General features: G+C 68.1%; 10 protein-coding genes and 1 pseudogene. 5 read left to right on the top strand and 6 right to left on the bottom strand.

The annotated features are described in order from the left end of the window. Together A5650_RS14855 and A5650_RS14850 are read right to left on the bottom strand one after the other, a co-directional pair. Positions 1 to 392: alpha-(1->3)-arabinofuranosyltransferase domain-containing protein (locus A5650_RS14855; protein ID WP_197501887.1), on the bottom strand; the 392-nt coding region annotated here is incomplete at its 3' end. A gap of 43 nt (positions 393 to 435) precedes the next feature. Beyond that, on the bottom strand, positions 436 to 609 hold the full coding sequence (locus A5650_RS14850) for a DUF2613 domain-containing protein (protein ID WP_067083356.1): 174 nt from the start codon (positions 607 to 609) through the stop codon (positions 436 to 438). 108 nt (positions 610 to 717) lie between these two features. On the opposite strand from A5650_RS14850, the gene A5650_RS14845 reads away from it, so the two are divergent. Both A5650_RS14845 and A5650_RS14840 read left to right on the top strand, forming a co-directional pair. Further along, a complete protein-coding gene (locus A5650_RS14845) occupies positions 718 to 1,884 on the top strand; it encodes a glycoside hydrolase family 3 N-terminal domain-containing protein (RefSeq protein ID WP_197501886.1) in 1,167 nt (388 codons plus the stop codon). 51 nt (positions 1,885 to 1,935) lie between these two features. Beyond that, positions 1,936 to 2,565 carry a TetR/AcrR family transcriptional regulator gene (locus A5650_RS14840; RefSeq protein ID WP_067292723.1) on the top strand — a complete coding sequence of 210 codons (630 nt, stop codon included), beginning with the start codon at positions 1,936 to 1,938 and terminating at the stop codon, positions 2,563 to 2,565. A gap of 34 nt (positions 2,566 to 2,599) precedes the next feature. Here A5650_RS14840 and A5650_RS14835 read toward each other — a convergent pair whose 3' ends face one another. Together A5650_RS14835 and A5650_RS14830 are read right to left on the bottom strand one after the other, a co-directional pair. Further along, entirely contained in the window at positions 2,600 to 3,442 is an 843-nt protein-coding gene (locus A5650_RS14835; protein WP_067292720.1) for a MaoC/PaaZ C-terminal domain-containing protein, read from the bottom strand. A 1-nt stretch (position 3,443) separates the two neighbouring features. Beyond that, positions 3,444 to 4,796: a 3-oxoacyl-ACP reductase gene (locus tag A5650_RS14830; RefSeq protein WP_067292717.1), complete on the bottom strand. Its 1,353-nt coding sequence runs from the start codon at positions 4,794 to 4,796 to the stop codon at positions 3,444 to 3,446. A 45-nt stretch (positions 4,797 to 4,841) separates the two neighbouring features. Here A5650_RS14830 and A5650_RS14825 point away from each other — a divergent pair, with 45 nt between their 5' ends. Both A5650_RS14825 and A5650_RS14820 read left to right on the top strand, forming a co-directional pair. Next, entirely contained in the window at positions 4,842 to 6,140 is a 1,299-nt protein-coding gene (locus A5650_RS14825) for an acetyl-CoA C-acetyltransferase (RefSeq protein WP_067292713.1), read from the top strand. Between the two features lie 158 nt (positions 6,141 to 6,298). Next, positions 6,299 to 6,934 (top strand): annotated as a pseudogene (locus A5650_RS14820) (LLM class flavin-dependent oxidoreductase); the annotation flags it as partial. A 272-nt stretch (positions 6,935 to 7,206) separates the two neighbouring features. On the opposite strand, the gene A5650_RS14815 reads toward A5650_RS14820, so the two are convergent. Continuing rightward, positions 7,207 to 9,042, bottom strand: a complete 1,836-nt coding sequence (locus A5650_RS14815) for an acyl-CoA dehydrogenase (protein ID WP_067292710.1) — start codon at positions 9,040 to 9,042, stop codon at positions 7,207 to 7,209. 236 nt (positions 9,043 to 9,278) lie between these two features. Here A5650_RS14815 and A5650_RS14810 point away from each other — a divergent pair, with 236 nt between their 5' ends. Beyond that, entirely contained in the window at positions 9,279 to 10,358 is a 1,080-nt protein-coding gene (locus A5650_RS14810) for an NAD(P)H-dependent amine dehydrogenase family protein (protein ID WP_067292707.1), read from the top strand. A 74-nt stretch (positions 10,359 to 10,432) separates the two neighbouring features. On the opposite strand, the gene A5650_RS14805 is transcribed toward A5650_RS14810, so the two are convergent. Further along, positions 10,433 to 21,217, bottom strand: coding sequence for a type I polyketide synthase (locus A5650_RS14805; RefSeq protein WP_067292704.1), 10,785 nt, complete (start codon positions 21,215 to 21,217; stop codon positions 10,433 to 10,435). Between the last annotated feature and the right edge of the window lie 82 nt (positions 21,218 to 21,299).

The following is a 21,299-nucleotide window of genomic DNA, read 5'->3' as shown; positions in this document are numbered from 1 at the left end:
ATCGCGCCGAGCGTCGTCAGCACCCGCGGCGATAACGCGAACGCAACGGCGGCGATGACGCGCGACGTCGGGCTGCCGATGTTGAGCGCCTCGGCGACGCGCACTACACCCCAGAACCCGACGACCAGCAGCAGCGCCCACCACAACCGCTGGGTGACCCAGCCGGGCAGCCCGATCACGTCGCCGATCAGGAAGAAGGTGCCGTGCGGGAACAGGTAGCCGTAGGCCTGGTTCTGCGCCTGACCGAACGGCAGTTCGCTGTTCCAGAGGTTGAACGCGCGCGCCAGGAACCGCAGCGGATTGGCGGTCAGGTCCAGCTTGGTGTCGGGGGAGATCTGTCCAGGTGACTGGGCGAACGTCAGGACCAGTGCCGCCGCAGCGGCCACCCACAACCAGCGCCGGGAGAGCGGGGTCGTCTGTGCGGCGACCCGAGAATCAGGTGCGGTCGCCGTACTCGACCCTGTTGAGCACCGAGGACGCCGGATCGCCCGCTTGCAGAGGTGGCTTGTTGTCCTGCTGCACCATCAGCGTCACACCGAAGACGGCCGCCGCGCCTAGCAGCAGGCCGACCACGACGCTGGCGGCGGCTGGCACGAGGAACCGATCCATGCGGCAAAAGTAGCACGCGGGCCATGTCCGCAGCTGAACCCAGGTTCTCGGCGCACACGCCGACCGCGAGATAGATGTGAAGCGCTACAGCCGTTAGTGTCGAGGCCCATGGCCTTGCCCCGCGCATTGTGTGCCCTCGCTGCCACGCCGATCCTGTTGATGGCGTGCTCGCCCGCCGCGCAGGAGGCCGAGCCGTCAGCGTCGTCCGCGCCCATCACCAAGGCGGCGACCGCCCTGCCCGAGGCTCCGGCCGCGCCAGCGGCGCCCGCGTGCGGAGCCGGGGATTCGCTGCTGGCGTCGATGTCGACCCGCGACAAGCTCGCCCAGCTGTTGATGGTGGGTGTTTCCAACGCGGCGGACGCGCGTGCGGTCGTCGACAATCACCACGTCGGCGGCATCTTCGTCGGCAGCTGGACCGACCTGTCGATGCTGTCCGACGGCTCGTTGGCAGGCATCGCAGGATCGGCGTCCCCACTGCCGCTTGCGGTCAGCGTCGACGAGGAGGGCGGCCAGGTGTCGCGACTGGCCGGGCTGATCGGCAGCCAACCGTCGCCCGCCTCGCTGGCCGCCAGCAGTACCCCCGAAGAGGTGTACGACATCGCGCGGAAGCGGGGCCAGGCCATGCGCGGGCTCGGTATCACCGTCGACTTCGCGCCGGTCGTGGACGTCGATGGGGGCGGCGCCATCGGCGACCGGTCGTTCGGCTCCGATCCTGCCGTCGTCACCGATTTCGCCGGCGCGTATGCCCGTGGTCTGCGCGACGGCGGTGTGATGCCGGTGCTCAAACACTTCCCCGGCCACGGGCGTGCCTCGGGCGATTCGCACACGGGCGGCGTCACGACGCCACCGCTCAGCGACCTGCAGACAACCGATTTGGTCCCGTACCGGACGCTGACCAGCCAGGCGCCGGTCGGGGTGATGGTCGGTCACCTACAGGTGCCCGGGCTGACGGGCAGCGATCCGGCCAGCCTGAGCCCGGCGGCCTACGCGCTGCTGCGATCGGGCAACTACGGCGGCCAGCCATTCAACGGCCCCGTGTTCACCGATGATCTGTCCGGCATGCGGGCCATCACTGACCGGTTCGGGGTCGCCGAGGCGGCGCTGCGGAGCCTGCAGGCGGGCGCCGACGTCGCGCTGTGGCTGAGCACCGGTGAGGTGCCCGCGGTGCTCGACCGGCTGGAGAAGGCGTTGGAGGCCGGGGAGTTGTCGATGTCCAGCGTCGACGCCTCGGTTATGCGGATGGCGGCGGTGAAGGGGCCCAACCCGCACTGCTAGTCGCTACCTGCTGCTGACGCCCGGTTTCCGCGGATTGCTTACCCTGGTGGGATGGCCGGAGGAACCAAGCGGTTACCGCGCGCGGTGCGCGAGCAGCAGATGCTGGACGCCGCTGTGCAGATCTTCTCGGTCAACGGCTATCACGAGACGTCGATGGACGCGATCGCCGCCGAGGCGCAGATCTCCAAGCCGATGCTGTACCTGTACTACGGGTCCAAGGAGGAGCTGTTCGCGGCGTGCCTGGACCGGGAGCTGGCGCGGTTCGTCGACGACGTGCGCAGCCGCATCGACTTCAGGCAAAGCCCGAAAGACCTTCTGCGCACCGCCGTCCTGGCGTTCCTGAACTACATCGACGCCAACCGGGCGTCGTGGATGGTGCTCTACAGCCAGGCCACCAGCTCGCAGGCATTCGCCCACACCGTGCGCGAGGGCCGCGAGCGCATCATCGACCTGGTCGGCAGGCTGCTGCGCTCGGGCACGCGAAACCCGGAGCCCGACACTGATTTCGACATGATGGCCGTCGCCCTGGTCGGTGCGGGTGAGGCGGTGGCGTCTCGGGTCAGCACGGGTGACGCCGGCGTGGACGAGGCGGCCGAACTGTTGATCAACCTGTTCTGGCGGGGCCTGAAGGGCACGCCGTCCGACCATCCCGTCGAGACTGCGGTGCGATCGCCGAACTAGCGCGCATCGCGATCTGTGCGCAGTCTCGGCGCGGCTACAGGGAGCGAGCCGTCCCGAACAGATGCGGCTCGCGCTTCTTCATGTCGCGCAACGCCAGATCCCAACCGTCGGACACCCGGTCGACGTACAGGCCCGCGTTCGCAGGCAGCACCACCGGCTTGGCGAACTTCACCGAATACTTCACCGCGTCCGGCAGCTGACCCTCGATGTTCGCCAGAACGGCTGCCGCGCTGAACATCCCGTGCGCGATGACGGTCGGGAAACCGAACAGCTTGGCCGCGATCGCATTGGTATGGATCGGATTGTGGTCGCCGCCCACCGACGCGTAGTGCCGGATCTGCCCCGGCGTGATGCGCAGCATCGCGTTCGGCGGGCCGAGTTTCGGCGGCTTCTGTGGCGGCGGCTTCGGCTCGTCGGACAGGCTTGTGCGCTGCTGATGCAGGAACGTCGTGATCTGGTGCCACGCCTGCTCGTTACCGACGCTGACGTCCGTGACGATGTCGACCAACAGGCCCCGCCGGTGCTCGCGCAGATTCTCCGCATGCACCTTGACCGAGACCGAGTCGGTCACCGCGATCGGGCGGTACTGCGTGATGTGGTTCTCGATGTGCACCGAACCCATTGCCGCGAACGGGAAGTCGAAGCCGGTGACCAACGACATCAACGTCGGGAAGGTCAGCGCGAACGGATATGTCAGCGGGACGGTGTCGCCGAACTGCAATCCCGTCACCGCCGCGTAGGCCGCCACGTTCTCCGGATCGATGCTCAGGTCCTCGACCGTCAGCGTGCGGTCGGGCAGCGACTCGCCGCGCGGCACGAACGGCAGGGCGCCCGCCGCCGCGCGCGCCAGGTTCATCAGCCCGGACGGTTGACTCATGTCACGCCCCCAGCCACGCCTGGCCGCACACCCGCACCGTGTTGCCGGTGACGGCGTTCGACGCTGGGCTCGCGAAGTAGGCGATCGTCTCCGCGACGTCGACCGGTTGGCCGCCCTGGTACAGCGAATTGAGCCGGCGGCCCACCTCGCGGGTGGCCAACGGAATCGCCTCGGTCATCTTGGTCTCGATGAAGCCCGGCGCCACCGCGTTGACCGTGACGCCCTTGTCGGCGTAGGCCTGCGACAGGCTGTCGGTCAGCCCGATCATGCCCGCCTTGGTCGCCGCGTAGTTGGTCTGCCCGCGGTTGCCCGCGATGCCGGCCATCGACGACAGCCCGACCACCCGGCCGCCCTCACCGATCACGCCGTTGTTCACTAGACCCTCGGCAAGGGCAAGCGGTGCAACGAGATTCACCGCGACGACGGAGTCCCAGCGTCCCTCGTCCATGTTGGCGAGCAGCTTGTCGCGGGTGATGCCGGCGTTGTTGACCAAAATGTCGGCGTGCCCGTCGTACACCTCACGCAGGTGCTCGGTGATCTTGTCGACCGCGTCCTCGGCGGTCACGTCGAGCGTCAGTGCCGTCCCGCCGACCTTCGACGCCGTCTGTCCCAGTGCCTCGGCCGCCTGCTCGACGTCGATGCACACGACCTTCGCGCCGTCGCGGGAGAACACCTCGGCGATCGTCGCGCCGATGCCACGGGCGGCGCCCGTGACGATCGCGACCTTGCCGTCCAGCGGGCGGTCCCAGTCCGCTGGCGGCGCCGAATCGTCGGGGCCGATCCGGAACACCTGGCCGTCGACGTAGGCCGACTTGCCAGAGAGCAGGAACCGCATCGTCGACTCCAGACCTGTCGCGGCGGGCTTCGCCTCCGGCGACACGTACACCAGGTTCACGGTCGCGCCCCGGCGCATCTCCTTGGCCAGCGAGCGGGTGAACCCCTCGAGCGCGCGCTGCGCGATGCGTTCGTGCTCACTGCCCGCAAGCTCAGGCGTGGTGCCGATGACGACAACGCGGCCGGACGCCCCGAGGTTGCGTAGCAGCGGGGTGAAGAACGTGTAGAGGCCCTTCAGCCCGGCCGGTTCGGTGATGCCGGTGGCGTCGTAGACGAGCCCGCCGAACGAGTCGGCCCAGCGACCGCCGAGGTTGTCGGAGACGACGTCGTAGTCCTCGGCGAGCGCGGTGCGCAGCGGCTCGACGAGCCGGCCCTCGCCGCCGATCAGCAACGTGCCCGACAGCGGCGGCTCGCCGGGCTTGTAGCGGCGCAGCGTCTCGGGCTGCGGGATGCCGAGTTGCTTGGCGAGGAACGACCCCGGCGCCGAGTGGACGATTTGCGAGTACAGATCGGAAGGCATGGGACGAACTTACTCCAGAGTAAGAAGGGTGGGTACTATGGGTACATGCCTAGTGATACCCGCCGACGCGTCGCCATTCTCGGTGGCAACAGAATTCCTTTCGCCCGCTCAGATGGCGCCTACTCCAGCGCGTCCAACCAGGACATGTTCACCGCCGCGTTGGGCGGCCTGATCGAGCGCTTCAACCTCGAGGGCGAGACCCTCGGCGCGGTCATCGGCGGGGCCGTGCTCAAGCACAGCCGCGACTTCAACTTGATCCGCGAATGCGTGCTCGGCAGCGCGCTGTCGTCGTACACGCCGGCGTTCGACATCCAGCAGGCGTGCGGCACCGGGCTGCAGGCCACCATCAGCGCGGCCGACGGCATCGCCTCGGGCCGCTACGAGGTGGCGGCGGCCGGCGGGGTGGACACCGCTTCGGATGCGCCGATCGCGCTCGGCGACGACCTTCGCCGCACGCTGCTCGGCCTGCGCCGCGCCAAGTCGAACGTCGACCGGCTCAAGCTCGTCGGCAAGCTACCCGCCTCGCTGGGCATCCAAATCCCGGTCAACAGCGAGCCCCGCACCGGTATGTCGATGGGCGAGCATGCCGCCGTCACCGCTAAGGAGATGGGCATCAAGCGCGTCGACCAGGACGAGCTGGCCGCCGCGAGCCACCGCAACATGACCGCCGCCTACGACCGCGGATTCTTCGATGACCTCGTCACGCCGTTCCTCGGGCTGTACCGCGACAACAACCTGCGGCCCGATTCGTCGGCCGAGAAGCTCGCCAAGCTCAAGCCCGTCTTCGGGGTGCGAAACGGCGACGCGACCATGACGGCGGGCAACTCCACCCCGCTGACCGACGGCGCCTCCGTGGCGCTGCTCGCCAGCGAGAAGTGGGCCGAGCAGCACTCGATCGAGCCGATGGCGTACTTCGTCGACTCGCAGACCGCGGCGGTGGACTATGTCAACGGCCGCGACGGCCTGCTGATGGCCGGCACGTACGCGGTGCCACCGCTGCTGGCCCGCAACGGGCTGACGCTGCAGGATTTCGACTTCTACGAGATCCACGAGGCGTTCGCGTCCGTGGTGCTCGCCGTGCTGCAGGCCTGGGAGTCCGAGGAGTACTGCAAGGAGCGTCTCGGCCTGGATGCGGCCCTGGGCTCGATCGACCGGTCGAAGCTGAACGTCAACGGGTCCTCGATCGCGGCAGGCCATCCGTTCGCCGCAACGGGTGGGCGCATCGTCGCGCAGCTGGCCAAGCAGCTCGCCGAGAAGAAGAAGGAAACCGGCAAGCCGGTGCGCGGCCTGATCTCCATCTGCGCAGCTGGCGGGCAGGGTGTGACCGCGATCCTCGAGGTCTGAGGACAGCCGGGAAACCCGCCGAAGAAAATAATTCCGGTGGCTGTAACGCCCCCCGAAACGGCGCCGATACACGGGATAGCTCCGTACTGCCGTCTGACCCCCCGACCCGACGGCAGTACGGGGCACTAAACGTTTTGGGCCCGTGCTTCGACGGTGGGATGCAGACCAGCGTCGCTCTCACCGGACTTCTCGACGACGGCCGTTCTCCGCTCGACGCCTCTTTGGACAAGCTGAGGTCGTTGCGTGACCAAGGTTTCCGCTGGGTGTGGATGGCGCAGCTGCCCTACGACCCCGACCTGCTGACGATCCTGGCCGTCGCGTTCCGCGAGATCGACACCATCGAAGTGGCCTCGGGCGTGATCCCGATCCAGGTCCAGTACCCCACGCAATTGGCTCAGCGCGCGCTGACGCTCAACACCATCGCGGGCGGCCGCTTCACCCTCGGCGTCGGGTTGAGCCACCGCATGGTGACCGAAGGGGTGTGGGGGATCTCGTATGACAAGCCGGTGCGGCAGATGCGCGAATACCTCGACGCGCTGCTGCCCCTGCTGAACGGCGACCCCGCGGACGCGTCCGGCGAATTCTGGACGACGCGCGGCTCGTTGAAGGTGCCGGGCGCCCCGCGGCCGGACGTCTACCTCGCAGCGCTCGGACCGCAGATGCTGCGCCTGGGCGGTCGGCGCAGCGCCGGGACGATGACGTGGATGACCGGACCTCAGACGCTGGCCAACCACGTCGTCCCGACCTTGCGCGAAGCCGCCCTGGAGTCGGGCCGCGACGAGGACTCGGTGCGTGCGCGCAGCCGTGCGCTGCTGCGCTCCAAGGACGCCTGACCGCTGAAAATTCGCTCTGGTGTGATCCGTATCACCGGCGTACGATCGGTCGCACGACGGGTTCGGGAGTGATAATTCCGAAGAGTCGGCAAGGGTTGAAAGCCGACCGCGCGAGACTGATGTGACGCACCTGGTGTCCTCCCGAACCCGCCCTTTTGCGTCTGGCTGCGGAACCAAAAACGCCCCCGGGAAGAGACCGGGGGCGGTTTTGGTTGCGAAGCGGCAAAAGAAGCTTAGAAGGCCGCCTCGTCGAGTTCCATCACCTCGTTGTCGAGGTTCTCGATGATCTGACGCGTGCTGGTCAGCATCGGCAGGAAGTTCTTCGCGAAGAACGACGCCACCGCGACCTTGCCCTCGTAGAAGGACTGGTCGTCGCCGCTGACACCGGCATCGAGCTTGTCGATGGCCACCGCGGCGTGCTGCTGCAGCAGCCAGCCGATGACCAGATCGCCGACGCTCATCAGGAAGCGCACCGAGCCCAGGCCGACCTTGTACAGCTCGGTCGGGTTCTCCTGCGCCGCCATCAGGTAGCCGGTGAGCGACGCGGCCATGGCCTGGACGTCCTCCAGCGCGGTGGCCAGAAGCGCGCGCTCGGCCTTCAGCCGGCCGTTGCCAGACTCGTTCTTGACGAACTGCTCGATCTGCCCGGCCACGTGAGCAAGCGCCACACCCTTGTCGCGGACGATCTTGCGGAAGAAGAAGTCCTGCGCCTGGATGGCGGTGGTGCCCTCGTAGAGCGAGTCGATCTTGGCGTCCCGGATGTACTGCTCGATGGGATAGTCCTGCAGGAAGCCCGAACCACCGAAGGTCTGCAGGCTCTCGGTGAGCTTGGCGTACGCCTGCTCCGAGCCGACACCCTTGACGATCGGCAGCATCAGGTCGTTGACCCGCGCGGCCAGCTCGGCGTCCACATCGTGCACGGCCTTGGCCACCGGGGCGTCCTGGTAGGTCGCCGTGTACAGGTACAGCGCGCGCAGACCCTCGGCGTATGCCTTCTGGGTCATCAGCGAACGGCGTACGTCGGGGTGGTGCGTGATCGTGACGCGCGGAGCCGTCTTGTCGGTCATCTGCGTCATGTCGGCGCCCTGCACGCGTTCCTTGGCGTACTCGAGTGCGTTCAGGTAGCCGGTCGACAGCGTGGCGATCGCCTTGGTGCCCACCATCATTCGAGCCTGCTCGATGACGTCGAACATCTGCGCGATGCCGTCGTGCACCTCGCCGACCAGCCAGCCGACGGCGGGGGTGCCGTGCTGACCGAGGGACAGCTCACAAGTGGCCGAGACCTTCAGGCCCATCTTGTGCTCGACGTTGGTGACGAAGACACCGTTGCGCTCGCCGGGCTCACCGGTCTCCGGGTCGAAGTGATACTTCGGCACGAAGAATAGCGACAGACCCTTGGTGCCCGGGCCGGCGCCCTCGGGGCGGGCCAGCACCAGATGCATGATGTTCTCGAACAGATCGTCGGAGTCACCCGAGGTGATAAAGCGCTTGACGCCGTCAATGTGCCAGGTGCCGTCGGGCTGCTGAACAGCCTTGGTGCGGCCCGCACCGACGTCGGAACCCGCGTCGGGCTCGGTCAGCACCATCGTGGCGCCCCAACCGCGCTCGGCGGCCAGCACGGCCCACTTCTTCTGCTCGTCGGTGCCGTTGTGGTAGAAGATCTCGCACATGCCCGCGCCCATCGCATACATGTAGGCGGCGGGATTAGCGCCGAGAATGTGCTCGATCAGCGCCCACTGCAGCGCGCGGGGCATCGGCATGCCCCCGAGTTCCTCGGCGAGGCCGACCTTGTCCCAGCCACCCTCGAGCAGCGCGCGCATCGACTTCTTGAACGAGTCGGGGAGCGTCACCGCGTGGGTGTTGGGGTCGAACGTCGGGGGGTTGCGGTCCGCGTCGGCGAACGAATCGGCGATCGGGCCCTCAGCCAACCGGGCGATCTCGCCGAGCATTTCGCGGGCGGTGTCGACGTCGAGGTCGGTGTAGTCACCTTCGCCCAGCGCCTTGTCGACCCCGAAGACCTCGAACAGGTTGAATACCTGGTCACGAACGTTGCTCTTGTAGTGGCTCACATTTCCTCCTCGGTGAGACGGCCACTTGGTTGGGTACTTCTTGCTTAAGTTACCCACCAGTAACTGCCCGAACTATACCCATCAGTAACTTCAACTCAAACCAAGCCAAAACAATTTCCCGTGCCTAACTAACCGCCCGGTTGGTCGATGCCCACAAATCCGCAGTTGACGGGTGTCTGAACGGGCATGCCGATCCCCTGTGAGAATCGTCACGCACCTCCCGATAGGGTGTTGCGATGCTTCGAGTCGCGGTCTGGGGGACGGGCAACATGGGGTCGTCGGCCATCCGCTCAGCGACTGCTTTCCCGGGGTTGGAACTGGCGAGCGTCATCACGTCCTCGCAGGACAAGGCGGGTAAAGACGCAACGGAGTTCGCCGCGCTCGACGGCCCTTCCGGCGTCGCCGTCACCATCGACGTGGATGGCGCGCTGGCGGGATGCGATGCCGTCGCTTACATGGCGTCCGGCGACATCCGTCCCGACGACGCCGTCGCCGACATCGAACGCTGCTTGCGGGCGGGCAGGCATGTGGTGACGCCCTCGCTGTATTCGCTCTACGACCCGCGCTCGGCGCCGCCCGAGTGGGTCGACCGGCTCACCCGCGCCGCCGAGGAGGGCAACTCGACGCTGCTCGTCAGTGGCGTCGACCCAGGCTGGGGCAACGACGCGCTGGCGGTGATCGCCGCCGGCCTGTGCACCAGGATCAAGACCATCCACTGCCAGGAGATATTCGACTACTCCACCTACAACCAGCCGCATTCTGTGCGGGTGCTGTGTGGTTTTGGGGGGTCCATGGACGAGACACCGATGATGTTGTTGCCGTCGATCCCGACGATGGTGTGGGGCGGCAACGTCCGGATGGTCGGCCGCAACCTCGGCATGGAGATCGACGAGATCTCCGAGGAAGTCGAACGCCGCCCACTCGAGGAGTCCGTCGAGACGGTGATGGGCACCTTCGAGAAGGGCACCCAGGGCGCGTTCTGGTTGAAGGTGATCGGGAAGTCGGGCGGCCGCGAACGCATCGTCATCGACCACATCACTCGCATCCACGCGTCATGCGCACCGGACTGGCCGTATCCCGACGAAGGCCTCGGCGATCACCGCGTGATCATCGACGGCGACCCGCGGCTGACGATCACCACCCGCGCCGACGTGCCCGGCGGCACCCGCGCCGACGGCGGCAACACCACCGCCACCAACCGTCTGCTCGGCGCGATCGCATGGCTGGCCGAGCAGAAGCCCGGCATCTACGACGGGCTCGACGTGCCGCTGCAGACGACGCTGCCGCCCGAAGTGCAGGCGCAGCGCTGGGCCTGACTTTTTCTCGCAGAGCGCACGCTTCTGTACGCGTTTCCCAGGACGGGTTGCTCACGACCGTGCGCTCGGCGGGATCAGTCAGCGTCCTCGGCGTCGGGTAGCTGGCCGACGAGATACTCGGCGAGCCCGCCGATGGTCGGATAGTCGAACACCGCCGTCGCGTTGATGGTGAACGCGCCGCCGAACTGGCTGTGCAACCGGTTGCGCAGCTCGATCGCCATCAGCGAATCGGTTCCGAGGTCCAGGAAGCGACTCGTCGCGGCGGGCGGCTGCGCCAGCCGCAGGAAGTTCTGCACCTCGCGCTGAAGGAACTCGGTGACGAAACCCGCGCGCTGCGGAACCGGGATCTCCTGCAACTGACGGAGCAGCTCACTGTCGCCTGTCACCTCACCCTCGGGGCGCGGCAGCACGAGATCGAGGATCGGCGGCCGGGCGGGGCCCAACAACTTCGCGGCCCGCTGCCAGTTCGCCTTGACGACGGTCGCCTGGCCGGTGCCGTTCGCGATCACCTCGGTCAGCGCGCTCAGCGCCGTCGACGGTTCCAGCGGCACCAGGCCCTGCGCATTGAGATTGGCGCGCACGGCTTCCGACGACGCCATCCCGCCGTCGGCCCACGGCCCGAAGTTGACGCCGGTGGCCGGCAAGCCGCGCGCACGCCGCCGCGCGACCAGGCCGTCGAGCAGGGCATTGGCCGTCGCGTAGTTGGCCTGTCCGGGCGATCCGAACACGCTGGACACCGACGACGAGACGATGAAGAAGTCGAGGTCGTCGTCCCGCGTCAACCGGTCCAGGTGGTAGGCGCCGAAAGCCTTGGGCCGCAGCGTGGTCCGGAAGCGGTCGAGATCCTGCTGGGACAGCAGGGCATCGTCGAGCACCCCGGCCAGATGCGCGACACCGGCGAGCGGCGGCAACTCCGCACGGATCCGGTCGAGCAACCGCGACACCTCAGCCTCGTCGCCGACGTCGGCACAGAGGGTGTGGATGCGGCACTTGTAGCGCTCGATGGTCTCGTCGATCACGCGCTGCGCATCCGCGTCGGGTTCGCGGCGGCTGGTCAGCACGATGTCGCCGGCGCCCAGTTGCGCGAGGTACGCGGCGGTGTGCAGGCCGATCGCCCCTAGGCCGCCGGTGATCAAATAGCTCCGATCGTGCTTCGGCTGCAAGGGATTCGGTATCTGCAGCACGATCTTGCCGACGTGGCGCGCCTGCTGCATGCGGCGGAAGGCGCTCCTCGCCTCGGTCAGCGGGTAGACCTCCGCGGGCAGCGGCGCCCATTCGCCGCTCGCCAGCCCGTCCGACACCTCGGTCAGCAGGCCGCGGACGCGTTCGGGCTCCTGGAAGGTGACCGTGTCCAGCGCGACGATCTCGTAAGCGATGTCCGGCCGGACCGCCGCCATCTGCTCCGGCGTCCAGATGTCGCGTTTGGCGATTTCGGCGAAACGACCGTTGTGCGCGGTGGCCCGTACCGTCGCCTCGATGAAGCCCTCGTTGGTCAGGCTGTTGAGCACGACGTCCACGCCCGCGCCGTCGGTGTCGGCCAGGATCTGATCGGCGAAATCGGTGGTGCGCGAATCGTATACGTGCTCCACGCCCATCGCGCGCAGCGTCGTACGCTTGTAGGTGCTGGCGGTCGCGAAGACGACGGCGCCGTGCTGTTGCGCCATCTGGATTGCGGCCAGCCCGACACCACCGCTCGCGGCGTGGATGAGCACGCGGTCACCGGGTCGCAGTATCGCCCAGTCGAACGCAAGCCGCGCCGTGAGCGCCGCGGCGGGGATTGTGGCCGCCGCGACGGCGTCGAGGCTCTCGGGTATCGGGGCGACGAGCTGCGCCGGAACGTTGAACCGGCTGGCGAACGCGCCCTGCATGAAGCCGTAGACGCGTTGACCCACCTCGAGACCCGCGACGCCGTCGCCCAATTGGGTGACCACGCCGGCGAAGTCGCCGCCGATGGGCCCGGGGTCACCCGGGTACAGGCCGAGCACGTTGAGCACGTCACGGAAATTCAGACCCGCCGCCTCGACGCGAACCTGGACGTAGCCCTCGGCGGGTGCCGGCACCTCGGCCTGGTTCAGCCGCAGGTTGTCAATGGCGCCGCGTTCGGTCGGCGCCAGGACGTAATCGCTCGAGCGTGGCACCGTGAGGTGGCCGCTGCGTGCCCAGGGCAACAGCCGCGAAGCCAGCAACTTCCCCTGGCGCAGCGCGAGTTCCGGTTCACCGACCGGTGCCGCCAGCAGGCGAGTCACCGCGCGCACCGCTTCCGGCGAGCCGTCGCAGTCCACCAGTGTGCACCGCAGCGTGGGCTCCTCGTTGATCGTGGTGCGCCCGAAGCCCCACAGCGCCGCCTGCGCCGGGTCCACCGGCTCACCCGATTCGGTGGCCACCGCACGCTCGGTGACGATCCACAGACCGTTCGGCAGCTTCGCCTTGCCCCGCTGCACGGTGTGCACCGCGTCGAGAAGGTCGGCAATGTCGCCCTCGATCCGAGCCGCCGCTTCGGCGTTCGACTCGTCTGGGTGCGACGCGGTCGCGCGCCACACCACCCCGGAGAACGGAATTCCGCGCCCGTGCGCATCGGTCAGCTGGAGGCCCAGCGACTGCGCATCGGCCCGTCGGTCGTACGCGACACAGCCCGGCAGCGTCGCGGCCAGCTCGCCGAATCCGGCGACCAGCCAAGTGCCCTCGGGAGCCGCCTCGGTGTCGGGGAGCGGCACCTCGTGCCAGCCGAGCGTGTACACGAGGCGGGTGGCGTCGCCGCCTAGGCCCCGCAGCAGGGCCTCGCGCGGGGCCCGTTTCACCGTGAACTCGCGGATGCCGCCGAGCGGGCGGCCGTCGCGACTGACGAAGTCCAGGTCGAAAACCTGTGTCTCGCTGTCTAGTTCGCTGGTGTGCCACCGGGCGCGGCAGTAGAACCGTCGGGGCATCTTCTCGCGCAGCGCCACCTGCCCGTAACGCAGCGGCAGGAACAGGTCGTTGACGCCCTTCTCGGCGGCCAGCAGCGCCGGGAACGCGGGGAAGGCGACCCCGGTGCACAGGTCCATCAGCACCGGGTGCATCGGCTCGCTGCCCAGTTGTTCTGCCAGTTCCTCGCCGACGATGATGTCGCCGATCGCCTCACCGTCGCCAAGCCACAACGATTTCAGCGAACCGGACCATGTCGGTCCCCACGCCAGCTCCATGTCCGCGAAGGTCTCGAACAGCTCCTGCGGGCGCATGCGGTTGCACTGCTCGATCGTCTCGTCGATCGGATCCTCCGGGGCCGGCTCGTTGTCCGAACCGCTCACGACCGTGCCGTCGGCGTTCAGCGACCATTCCGCGCTGCGTTCACCGTAGGGGCGGCTGTGCACCTGGAACCGCCACTCGTCGGCGTCTCCGCTCGGCCGCAACGTCAGCTGTACCTCACGGGAAGCCTTCTCCGGCAGTATGATCGGCTCGTAGAAGAAGACGTCACGCACCCGCGCCGGGGCACCGACCGCGGTGAGTGCCATAACGGCATAAGTCGCGCCTGGGACGACGACGGTTCCGTAGATGACGTGGTCAGACAGCCACGGCTGCGACCTCACCGAAAGCCTGCTGGTGTAGACGGTGTCGCCCGAGGCCAGATCCTTCGCGGTGCCGAGGATTCCGGAGGCCGCGGCGCTGGTCGTCCCGTCCATGGCGATGCCGACGGTCTTGGGCCAGAATCGGCGCCGCTGGAAGGGATAGGTGGGCAATTCCAGCCGACGGCTCGGCTTCGGTTGCAGCGCAGCGAAATCGGGCTGCAGACCACTGACGTATGCGGCGGCCAGCGCGTCGGCGATCTGGCGACGGTCGGCGACGCCCTTACGGAGCGAGACGATTGGCCGCGGCGCCGTCACGTGCTCCGGCCACACCTGCACCGCGGCGCCGGTCAGAACCGGTTGCGGCCCGATCTCCATCAGTACCGAGCAGCCCAGCGCCGCGACCGTGCGCACGCTCTCGGCGAATTGCACTGGTTGGCGCGAATGGCGCCTCCAGTACTGGGCGTTCAGATTGGCGTGGCCGGTGAGCACGGCCCCGGTGCGGTTGCACACGAGCGGGATGGTCGGAGCGGTGAACTCGAATTGGGATGCGTACGACTCGAATTCGTCGAGGACGGGATCCAGCAGCGCGGAGTGGAAGGCATGGCTGGTTTCCAGCGCGGTGCAGCGGACGCCGTCGTCGGTGAATCGCTCGACGATCCGTTCGACGTCCTCGGCGGGACCCGACACGACCGTGTTCGGCCCGTTGTAGGCGGCGACCGACACCCGCGGGAACTCGCCGACGACGTCCTCGATCTGCTTCGCGTCGGCGAACACCGCGGCCATCCGCCCGCCGTCGGGCAGCCTGCCGAACAACCGTCCGCGCTCGGCGATCAACCGCGCCCCGTCCTCGAGGTCGAACACCCCTGCCACGCATGCCGCGGCGTACTGGCCGACGCTATGTCCCAGCACGACGTCGGGTTCGATGCCCCACGACTGCCACAGCCGGGCCAGCCCCATCTCGACGGCGAACAGCGCAGGCTGCGCGTACGACGTGTGCCGCAGGGCCGCCCCTATTTCCCGATCAACAGCGAACAGGACCTCGAGCAGCGGCCTTGGCAGGATCCCATCGACGGCTTCCGCGCATCTCTTGACGGTGTCGGCGAAAACCGGTTCGCAGTCGAACAATTCGCGCGCCATCCCCGGGTACTGGCTACCCTGCCCGGTGAACAGCCATGCGGTCGTCGGCGCGTCGGTGCACTCACCGCGCACCACGCCCGGCCGGAGGCGGTTTCCGGCAAGGTCGGTCAGCAGCTCACCGACGTCCTCCAAGGAGTCGACTACCAGCGCGCCCCGGTGCTCGAAATGCGTGCGACCGACGCCGGCCGTGTGACAGAGATCGGCGATGTCGGCCTTCGGGTTCGCTTCCAGCCAGTCGCCGTATCGCTTTGCCAACGCGACCAGTGCATCGGTCGACCGCGCCGAAAGCGGCAACACATGCAACGGTTCTCGGAGATCGGCGGGTTCGAACGTGGCACCGTCCGACGAGTATTCGTCTTCGGTGGCCGACAGCGGCGCTTCCTCGACGATCACGTGGGCGTTCGTACCGGTGAAGCCGAAAGAACTCACGCCGGCCCGCCGGGGCTTGCCATTCGTCTGCCAGGGCCTCGTCTTATCGACGACTTGGACCGGCAGTGATTCCCAAGGTATATGGGGAGAGGGGTCGTGGAAGTGCAGGCTCTGCGGGATCGCCTTGCGCTGCAGGGACAACACGACTTTGATTAGACCCGCAGCCCCCGATGCCGATTCGGTATGGCCGATGTTCGTCTTCACCGAGCCCATCAGCAGCGGGTGATCGGGCTCGCGCGAGGCGCCGTAAACCGCCGCGGCCGCTTGAACCTCGATTGGATCTCCCAGTGGAGTGCCGGTTCCGTGCGCCTCGAGATAGTCGATGTCGGCACCCGTCAGGCCGGCGCGCGCGAGCGCCGTGTTGATAAGCCGTTGCTGCGCGCCACCGTTGGGCACGGTCAGACCGCTCGAACCACCGTCCTGGTTGACCGCGCTGCTGGGTATGACCGCGCAGATCCGGTCGCAGTCGCGCTCGGCGTCACTCAGCCTCTTGAGCACGAGGATCCCGCAGCCCTCGCTGCGCACATAGCCGTCCGCGGAGGCGTCGAAGGTCTTGCACCGCCCGACGGGCGAAAGCATCCGCGCACGGGACGCGGCGATCACTGTGACCGGGCTCAGCAGGACGTTCACCCCGCCGGCCAGCGCCATATCGCAGTCACCCGACCGCAGCGCTTGGACGGCCTGATGGACGGCCACCAGAGCCGAACTGCACGCGGTGTCGACCGCGACTGCGGGTCCCTCCAGTCCGAGGGCGAACGCCACCCGGCCGGAGATCGCGTTCAGCGCATTGCCGGTGATGAAGTACGGCTCGATCTTGTCCACCGACTCCGAGGACAGCAGGTGCGCGTACTCGTTGGCGGCGACACCGGCGAAGACGCCGGTCCGGCTACCGCGAAGGTTTGCAGGGGAGTAGCCCGCCCTTTCCAGACCTTCCCATACCGTCTCGAGCATCAGGCGTTGCTGCGGCTCGATCCAGACGGCTTCACGCGGGGAGATGCCGAAGAACTCGGGATCGAATCCGTCGATCCCATCGAGGAATCCGCCGAAGCGCGTGTACGTCTTACCGGCGACCTCGGGGTCTGGATCGTAGAACTCGTCGATGTCGAACCGATCGTCGGGAACTTCCCGGATCGCGTCGACGCCGCCGGAGAGCAGCTCCCAGAACGCCTCCGGGTTCGGCGCGCCGGGAAAACGGCACGACACCGCGACGACCGCGATCGGTTCGTCCGTGCGCGGCGGCGCGGTGGGCGCCGTCGGACGGGTCTCCGCACCGGCCTGCTTGCTCAGCCCCAGTACCTCGCCGAGCAGGTAGTCGGCTGCGTCGGAGAGCCGCGGGTGGTCCATCACCAACGTGACCGGAATCTCCTGGCCGACACCCTGTTCGAGGCGACGGCGGAGCTCGACGGCCATCAGCGAGTCCATTCCCAGGTCGAAGAACCCTGCATCCTCCCGGATCTCCGCGGCATCGACGCGCGTCACCTCCGCGACCGCGTCACGAAGGTAATTGGTCAGCAGTCGCTTGCGCTGTTGCACGGGCGCCGTGGAAAGACGCTCGACCAGTTCGGTCGGTCCCGACGGCGCCGCGGGGGCCGCGGCGGCGGACGTGGTGGGCAGTTCGCGTTCCAGCTCGGCCAGGAAACCGCGTCGGCCCGCCTGCTGGTAGAGCGGCAGGAAACGGGCCCAGTCGATCCGGGCCACGACGCCCTGGGCGGTGGAAGCCGACACAACATCGGCCAAACCGGCCAGTGCCTCGGCAGGCGAAAGCGTCTGCACTCCACGCTGTTCCAGGCGCGTGCGGGACTCCGCGTCCGCCATGCCCGTCGACCACGGTCCGAAGTTGACGCTCACCGCGGGCACGCCCTGTTCGCGCAGCCGCCAGGCCAGCCCGTCGAGGTAGGCGTTGGCGGCGCCGTAGGCGGTCTGCCCGAATCCGCCCCACACCGACGCGATCGACGAGGTGAAGACCAAGAAGTCGAGGTGCAGGTCGGCCGCCGACTCACTCAGATGCCATGCACCCCAGACCTTCCCGGCGAACACCCGGTCCACCTCGGCGTCGTCGAGGCTGTCCAGCGGCATCGTGCCGATCTCACCGGCGGCGTGGACGATGCCCGCCAGCGGCGGTAGCTCGTCTTCGATGGTGGCTATCAGGCGGGCGACGTCGTGTGCGTCGGCGACGTCTGCCGCGACGACACGCACGTCGACGCCGTGTTGTGCGGCCAGAGCGTCGATGCGCTGTCGGGTGTCGTCGTCGGGCGTCCGGCGGCTGGTCAGCAACAAGTGCTTGGCGCCCTGCGCGGCAACGGCCGCGGCGATCTCCAGGCCGATCGCACCGAGGCCGCCCGTCACCAGATACGTTGCGTCACTACGCACATGCAGCGATGCAGTACGCCCCGGTCGGCGATTCAAACGCGGTACGTAGACGTCCGCACCGCGCACCGCGAGCTGGTCGTCCCTGATGCCGGACCCCGCGGAGGTGGTGATCCGGTCGAGCAGGTGAGACCATTCGTCGGCGGTGCACTCCGCTAGATCGGCCAGGCCGCCCCACACCTGCGGCAGTTCCAGCGCCGCGGCCCGACCGAACCCCCACACGCAGCCTTGGTCGGGGACCACGCTGTCGCCGTCGGTGACCCATTGGGCGCCGCGGGTGACGATCCAGACTGACGCCCGCTGTTCGGCGGCCGCCGCTGCGCGCAGGAGGCGCCGCGTGCCGCCCAGGACCCGGTGCTGGATGCGCAGGAGCGACCGCATGGACGGCGTAGCTGGGGATCCCAGCGCCGCGGCGTGCACGATGCGAGGCGCACTCGCAGCGCGCAACGCATCCGCCAGCGCGTCCTCGTCGGCATCGGTGGCCGGAAGCCCGACGATCCGGTACGTGCCACCCCGGTTCGCGAGGGCATCGGTCAACGGCCCGACGGCACCGGCGTTGTCGGCGATGACGATCCACTCGTATTCCTGGCCATCACCGTGCGACGACGCAGCGGCTTTCTCCCAACGGATTTCGTAGCGATCGTCGACGGTCGCTTCGACGGCACGCACGGGTGCCGGCGCGTTGCTGGTAGCGCTCTGACCCGCCGGCCGCCGGTCGTCGCGGAACCAGTACTCGCGGTGTTCGAACGGATAGGTGGGCAGATCGACCTTCCGCGCGTTCGGCTGGCGCAGAGCCCCGAATGCGGGCAGATGACCCGCGACGTAGGCGTCGGCGAGCGCTTCGGAGATCTGCCGGTGGTCGGCGACGTTCGGCCGCAGCGACGCGATCACCTTCGGGGCGGTCGCGGGATCGGGCCATGCCGCCAGCGCGGCGGCAGCGAGCAGCGGGCGCGGTCCGATCTCGACCAGCACCTTGCAGTTGATATCGGCGAGAGTGCGAACGCTCTTGGCGAACTCCACCGGCTGACGCGCATGCCGGCGCCAATAACTGCCGTCGAGCTTGACGCTCCGGCCAAGCGCGGCGCCCGTACGGTTATCGATCAAGATCCGTTGCGGCGCAGCGAAAGTAAATCGTTCCGCATACGACTCGAACTCGTCGAGAATCGGATCCAGCAGCGCCGAGTGGAAAGCGTGGCTGGTGTCGAGCCATTCGCACCGCACACCGTCACCCGCCAGGCGCGCGACCGCCTCCTCCAGATCCGCTCCGGGACCGGACAGTACGGTGTTGGCGCCGTTGTAGGCCGCCACCGACAGGCTCGCGAAGTCATCGGTCAGATCCTCGACCCGCTCGGCCGCGGCGAACACCGCGGCCATCCGGCCACCCGCGGGCAGGCTGCCGAACAGCCGTCCGCGCTCGGCGATCAGCCGTGCGCCGTCCTCGAGGCTGAACACACCCGCGACACATGCTGCCGCGTACTGGCCGACGCTGTGGCCCAGCACGACGTCGGGTTCGAAACCCCACGACTGCCAGAGACGGGCCAGGCCGATCTCCACCGCGAACAGGGCGGGCTGCGCGTACGACGTCTGCCGCAGCGTCTCGTCGGACCCCGCACCGTCGACGTCGAAAACGACGTCGAGCAAAGGCTTTTCGAGCGCGTCGGCGACGGCCGCTGCGCACCGGCGCATCGTGTCGGCGAAGACCGGCTCGGTGTCGAACAGCTCGCGCGCCATGCCGGGGTACTGGCTGCCCTGGCCGGTGAACAGCCAAGCCGTCTTCGGCGGCTCGTAGCACTCCCCGCGGACCAGGCCCGGCGCGGGGCGGTCCTCGGCGAGCGCCTCGAGAAGGTCGGCGGCCGACTGGGTCGAGTTGACCACCAGTGCGGCGCGGTGCTGCAGGTGTGCCCGGCCCGCGCCCGCCGTGAAGGACACGTCGCTCACTGCGGCGTCGGGGTGTTCGGTCATCCACCTGCGATAGCGGTCGGCGGTCAGCCGCAGCGCTGCTGGTGTGCGACCCGACAACGGAAGGACGCTGAACCGCTGCGCCGTCTCCGCCGGCTCCGGCGCGGGAGCGGGCACCTCCGGAGCCTCTTCGAGGATGACGTGCGCATTGGTGCCGGCGAACCCGAACGAGCTCACGCCGGCGATCCGCGGCCGGCCGTTACGTTTCCAGGGGATGGTCTCGGTCACGACCTCGACCGGGAGCCGTTCCCACGGTATGTGCGGCGACGGGTTTTCGAAATTGAGGTGCTTGGGCAGTGCCTCGTGTTCAAGCGCCAGGACGACTTTGATGACACCGGCGATGCCCGCTGCCGCCTCGAGGTGCCCGATATTGGTCTTCGCCGACCCCATCAACAGTGGTCGGCCGGGTTGACGTCCCGGGCCGAAGGCCGCACCCGCGGCCTGCGCTTCGATCGGGTCGCCCAGCGAAGTTCCGGTACCGTGCGCCTCCAGATACTCCACGTCGCTGGGCTGAAGGTCGGCGCGCTTGAGCGCGTCCACGATGACCTGTTGCTGCGCGACGCCGTTCGGAACAGTCAACCCGCCCGATGCGCCGTCCTGGTTGACCGCGCTTCCCCGGATCACTGCCCGGATTCGATCGCCGTCGCGGAGCGCGTCCTCGAGGCGCTTGATGACGATGACGCCACAGCCCTCACCGCGTACATAGCCGTCTGCGGCCGCGTCGAAAGTCTTGCACCGGCCGTCGGGTGCGAGCATGCGGGCGTTAGAGAACGTGATCATGGTCGCCGGGGTGAGTAGTACGTTTGCCCCGCCCGCCAGCACAAGGTCACATTCACCGAGGCGGAGCGCTTGGCACGCCTGATGGATGGCGACCAGCGAGGAACTGCAGGCCGTGTCGACGGCAACAGCCGGACCCTGCAGCCCCAGCCGATAGCTGATGCGGCCCGCAGCCGCGGCGTTGGATGTCCCGATTGCCATGTAGGCCTCGATCTCGGGATATGTCAGCTCGTCGGAGGCCATGCCCAGGTAGTCGTGCGTTGCCAGCCCCACGAAAACACCGGTTCTGGTGTTGGCCAGCGCCGACGGCGCAACACCGGAGTGTTCCACCGCCCGCCATGCCATCTCGAGCAGGAGCCGGTGCTGTGGGTCCATCATTCTGGCCTCGCGCGTCGACAGCCCGAAGAACGGCGCGTCGAACCCCGTCGCGTCGTCGATGAAACCCGCGCGGCGGGTCACCACCTTGCCTGGCGACCCCGGTTCCGGGTCGAAAAAGTCGTCGGCGTTCCAGCGGTCCGCCGGCACTTCCGAGATCGCGTCGCGGCCCTCGCGCAGCAAGTCCCAGAACTCGTCGGCGTCCGTGGCTCCGGGAAAGCGTGCCGCGTACCCGATGATTGCGAAACTTACTGGCTGCGCGGCTGGACCCATGCCTTTGCTGCCCTCCTGCAATTGTGGCCAGGACACGCCTCTTGGACGCCTGACGCACCCGTAAAAAGAGACCCCCGAGGCC

The organism is Mycobacterium sp. 1164985.4 (assembly GCF_001668575.1).
In the GTDB taxonomy this organism is placed as follows: Bacteria; Actinomycetota; Actinomycetes; order Mycobacteriales; family Mycobacteriaceae; genus Mycobacterium.
This window is presented reverse-complemented; position numbering and strand designations above follow the sequence as displayed.

What these genes read in the sequence shown, in the direction of transcription:
- A5650_RS14850 (WP_067083356.1), bottom strand. Translation starts at nt 609, where the DNA reads ATGGATCGGTTCCTCGTGCCAGCCGCCGCCAGCGTCGTGGTCGGCCTG.
- A5650_RS14845 (WP_197501886.1), top strand. Translation starts at nt 718, where the DNA reads ATGGCCTTGCCCCGCGCATTGTGTGCCCTCGCTGCCACGCCGATCCTG.
- A5650_RS14840 (WP_067292723.1), top strand. Translation starts at nt 1,936, where the DNA reads ATGGCCGGAGGAACCAAGCGGTTACCGCGCGCGGTGCGCGAGCAGCAG.
- A5650_RS14835 (WP_067292720.1), bottom strand. Translation starts at nt 3,442, where the DNA reads ATGAGTCAACCGTCCGGGCTGATGAACCTGGCGCGCGCGGCGGCGGGC.
- A5650_RS14830 (WP_067292717.1), bottom strand. Translation starts at nt 4,796, where the DNA reads ATGCCTTCCGATCTGTACTCGCAAATCGTCCACTCGGCGCCGGGGTCG.
- A5650_RS14825 (WP_067292713.1), top strand. Translation starts at nt 4,842, where the DNA reads ATGCCTAGTGATACCCGCCGACGCGTCGCCATTCTCGGTGGCAACAGA.
- A5650_RS14810 (WP_067292707.1), top strand. Translation starts at nt 9,279, where the DNA reads ATGCTTCGAGTCGCGGTCTGGGGGACGGGCAACATGGGGTCGTCGGCC.
- A5650_RS14805 (WP_067292704.1), bottom strand. Translation starts at nt 21,217, where the DNA reads ATGGGTCCAGCCGCGCAGCCAGTAAGTTTCGCAATCATCGGGTACGCG.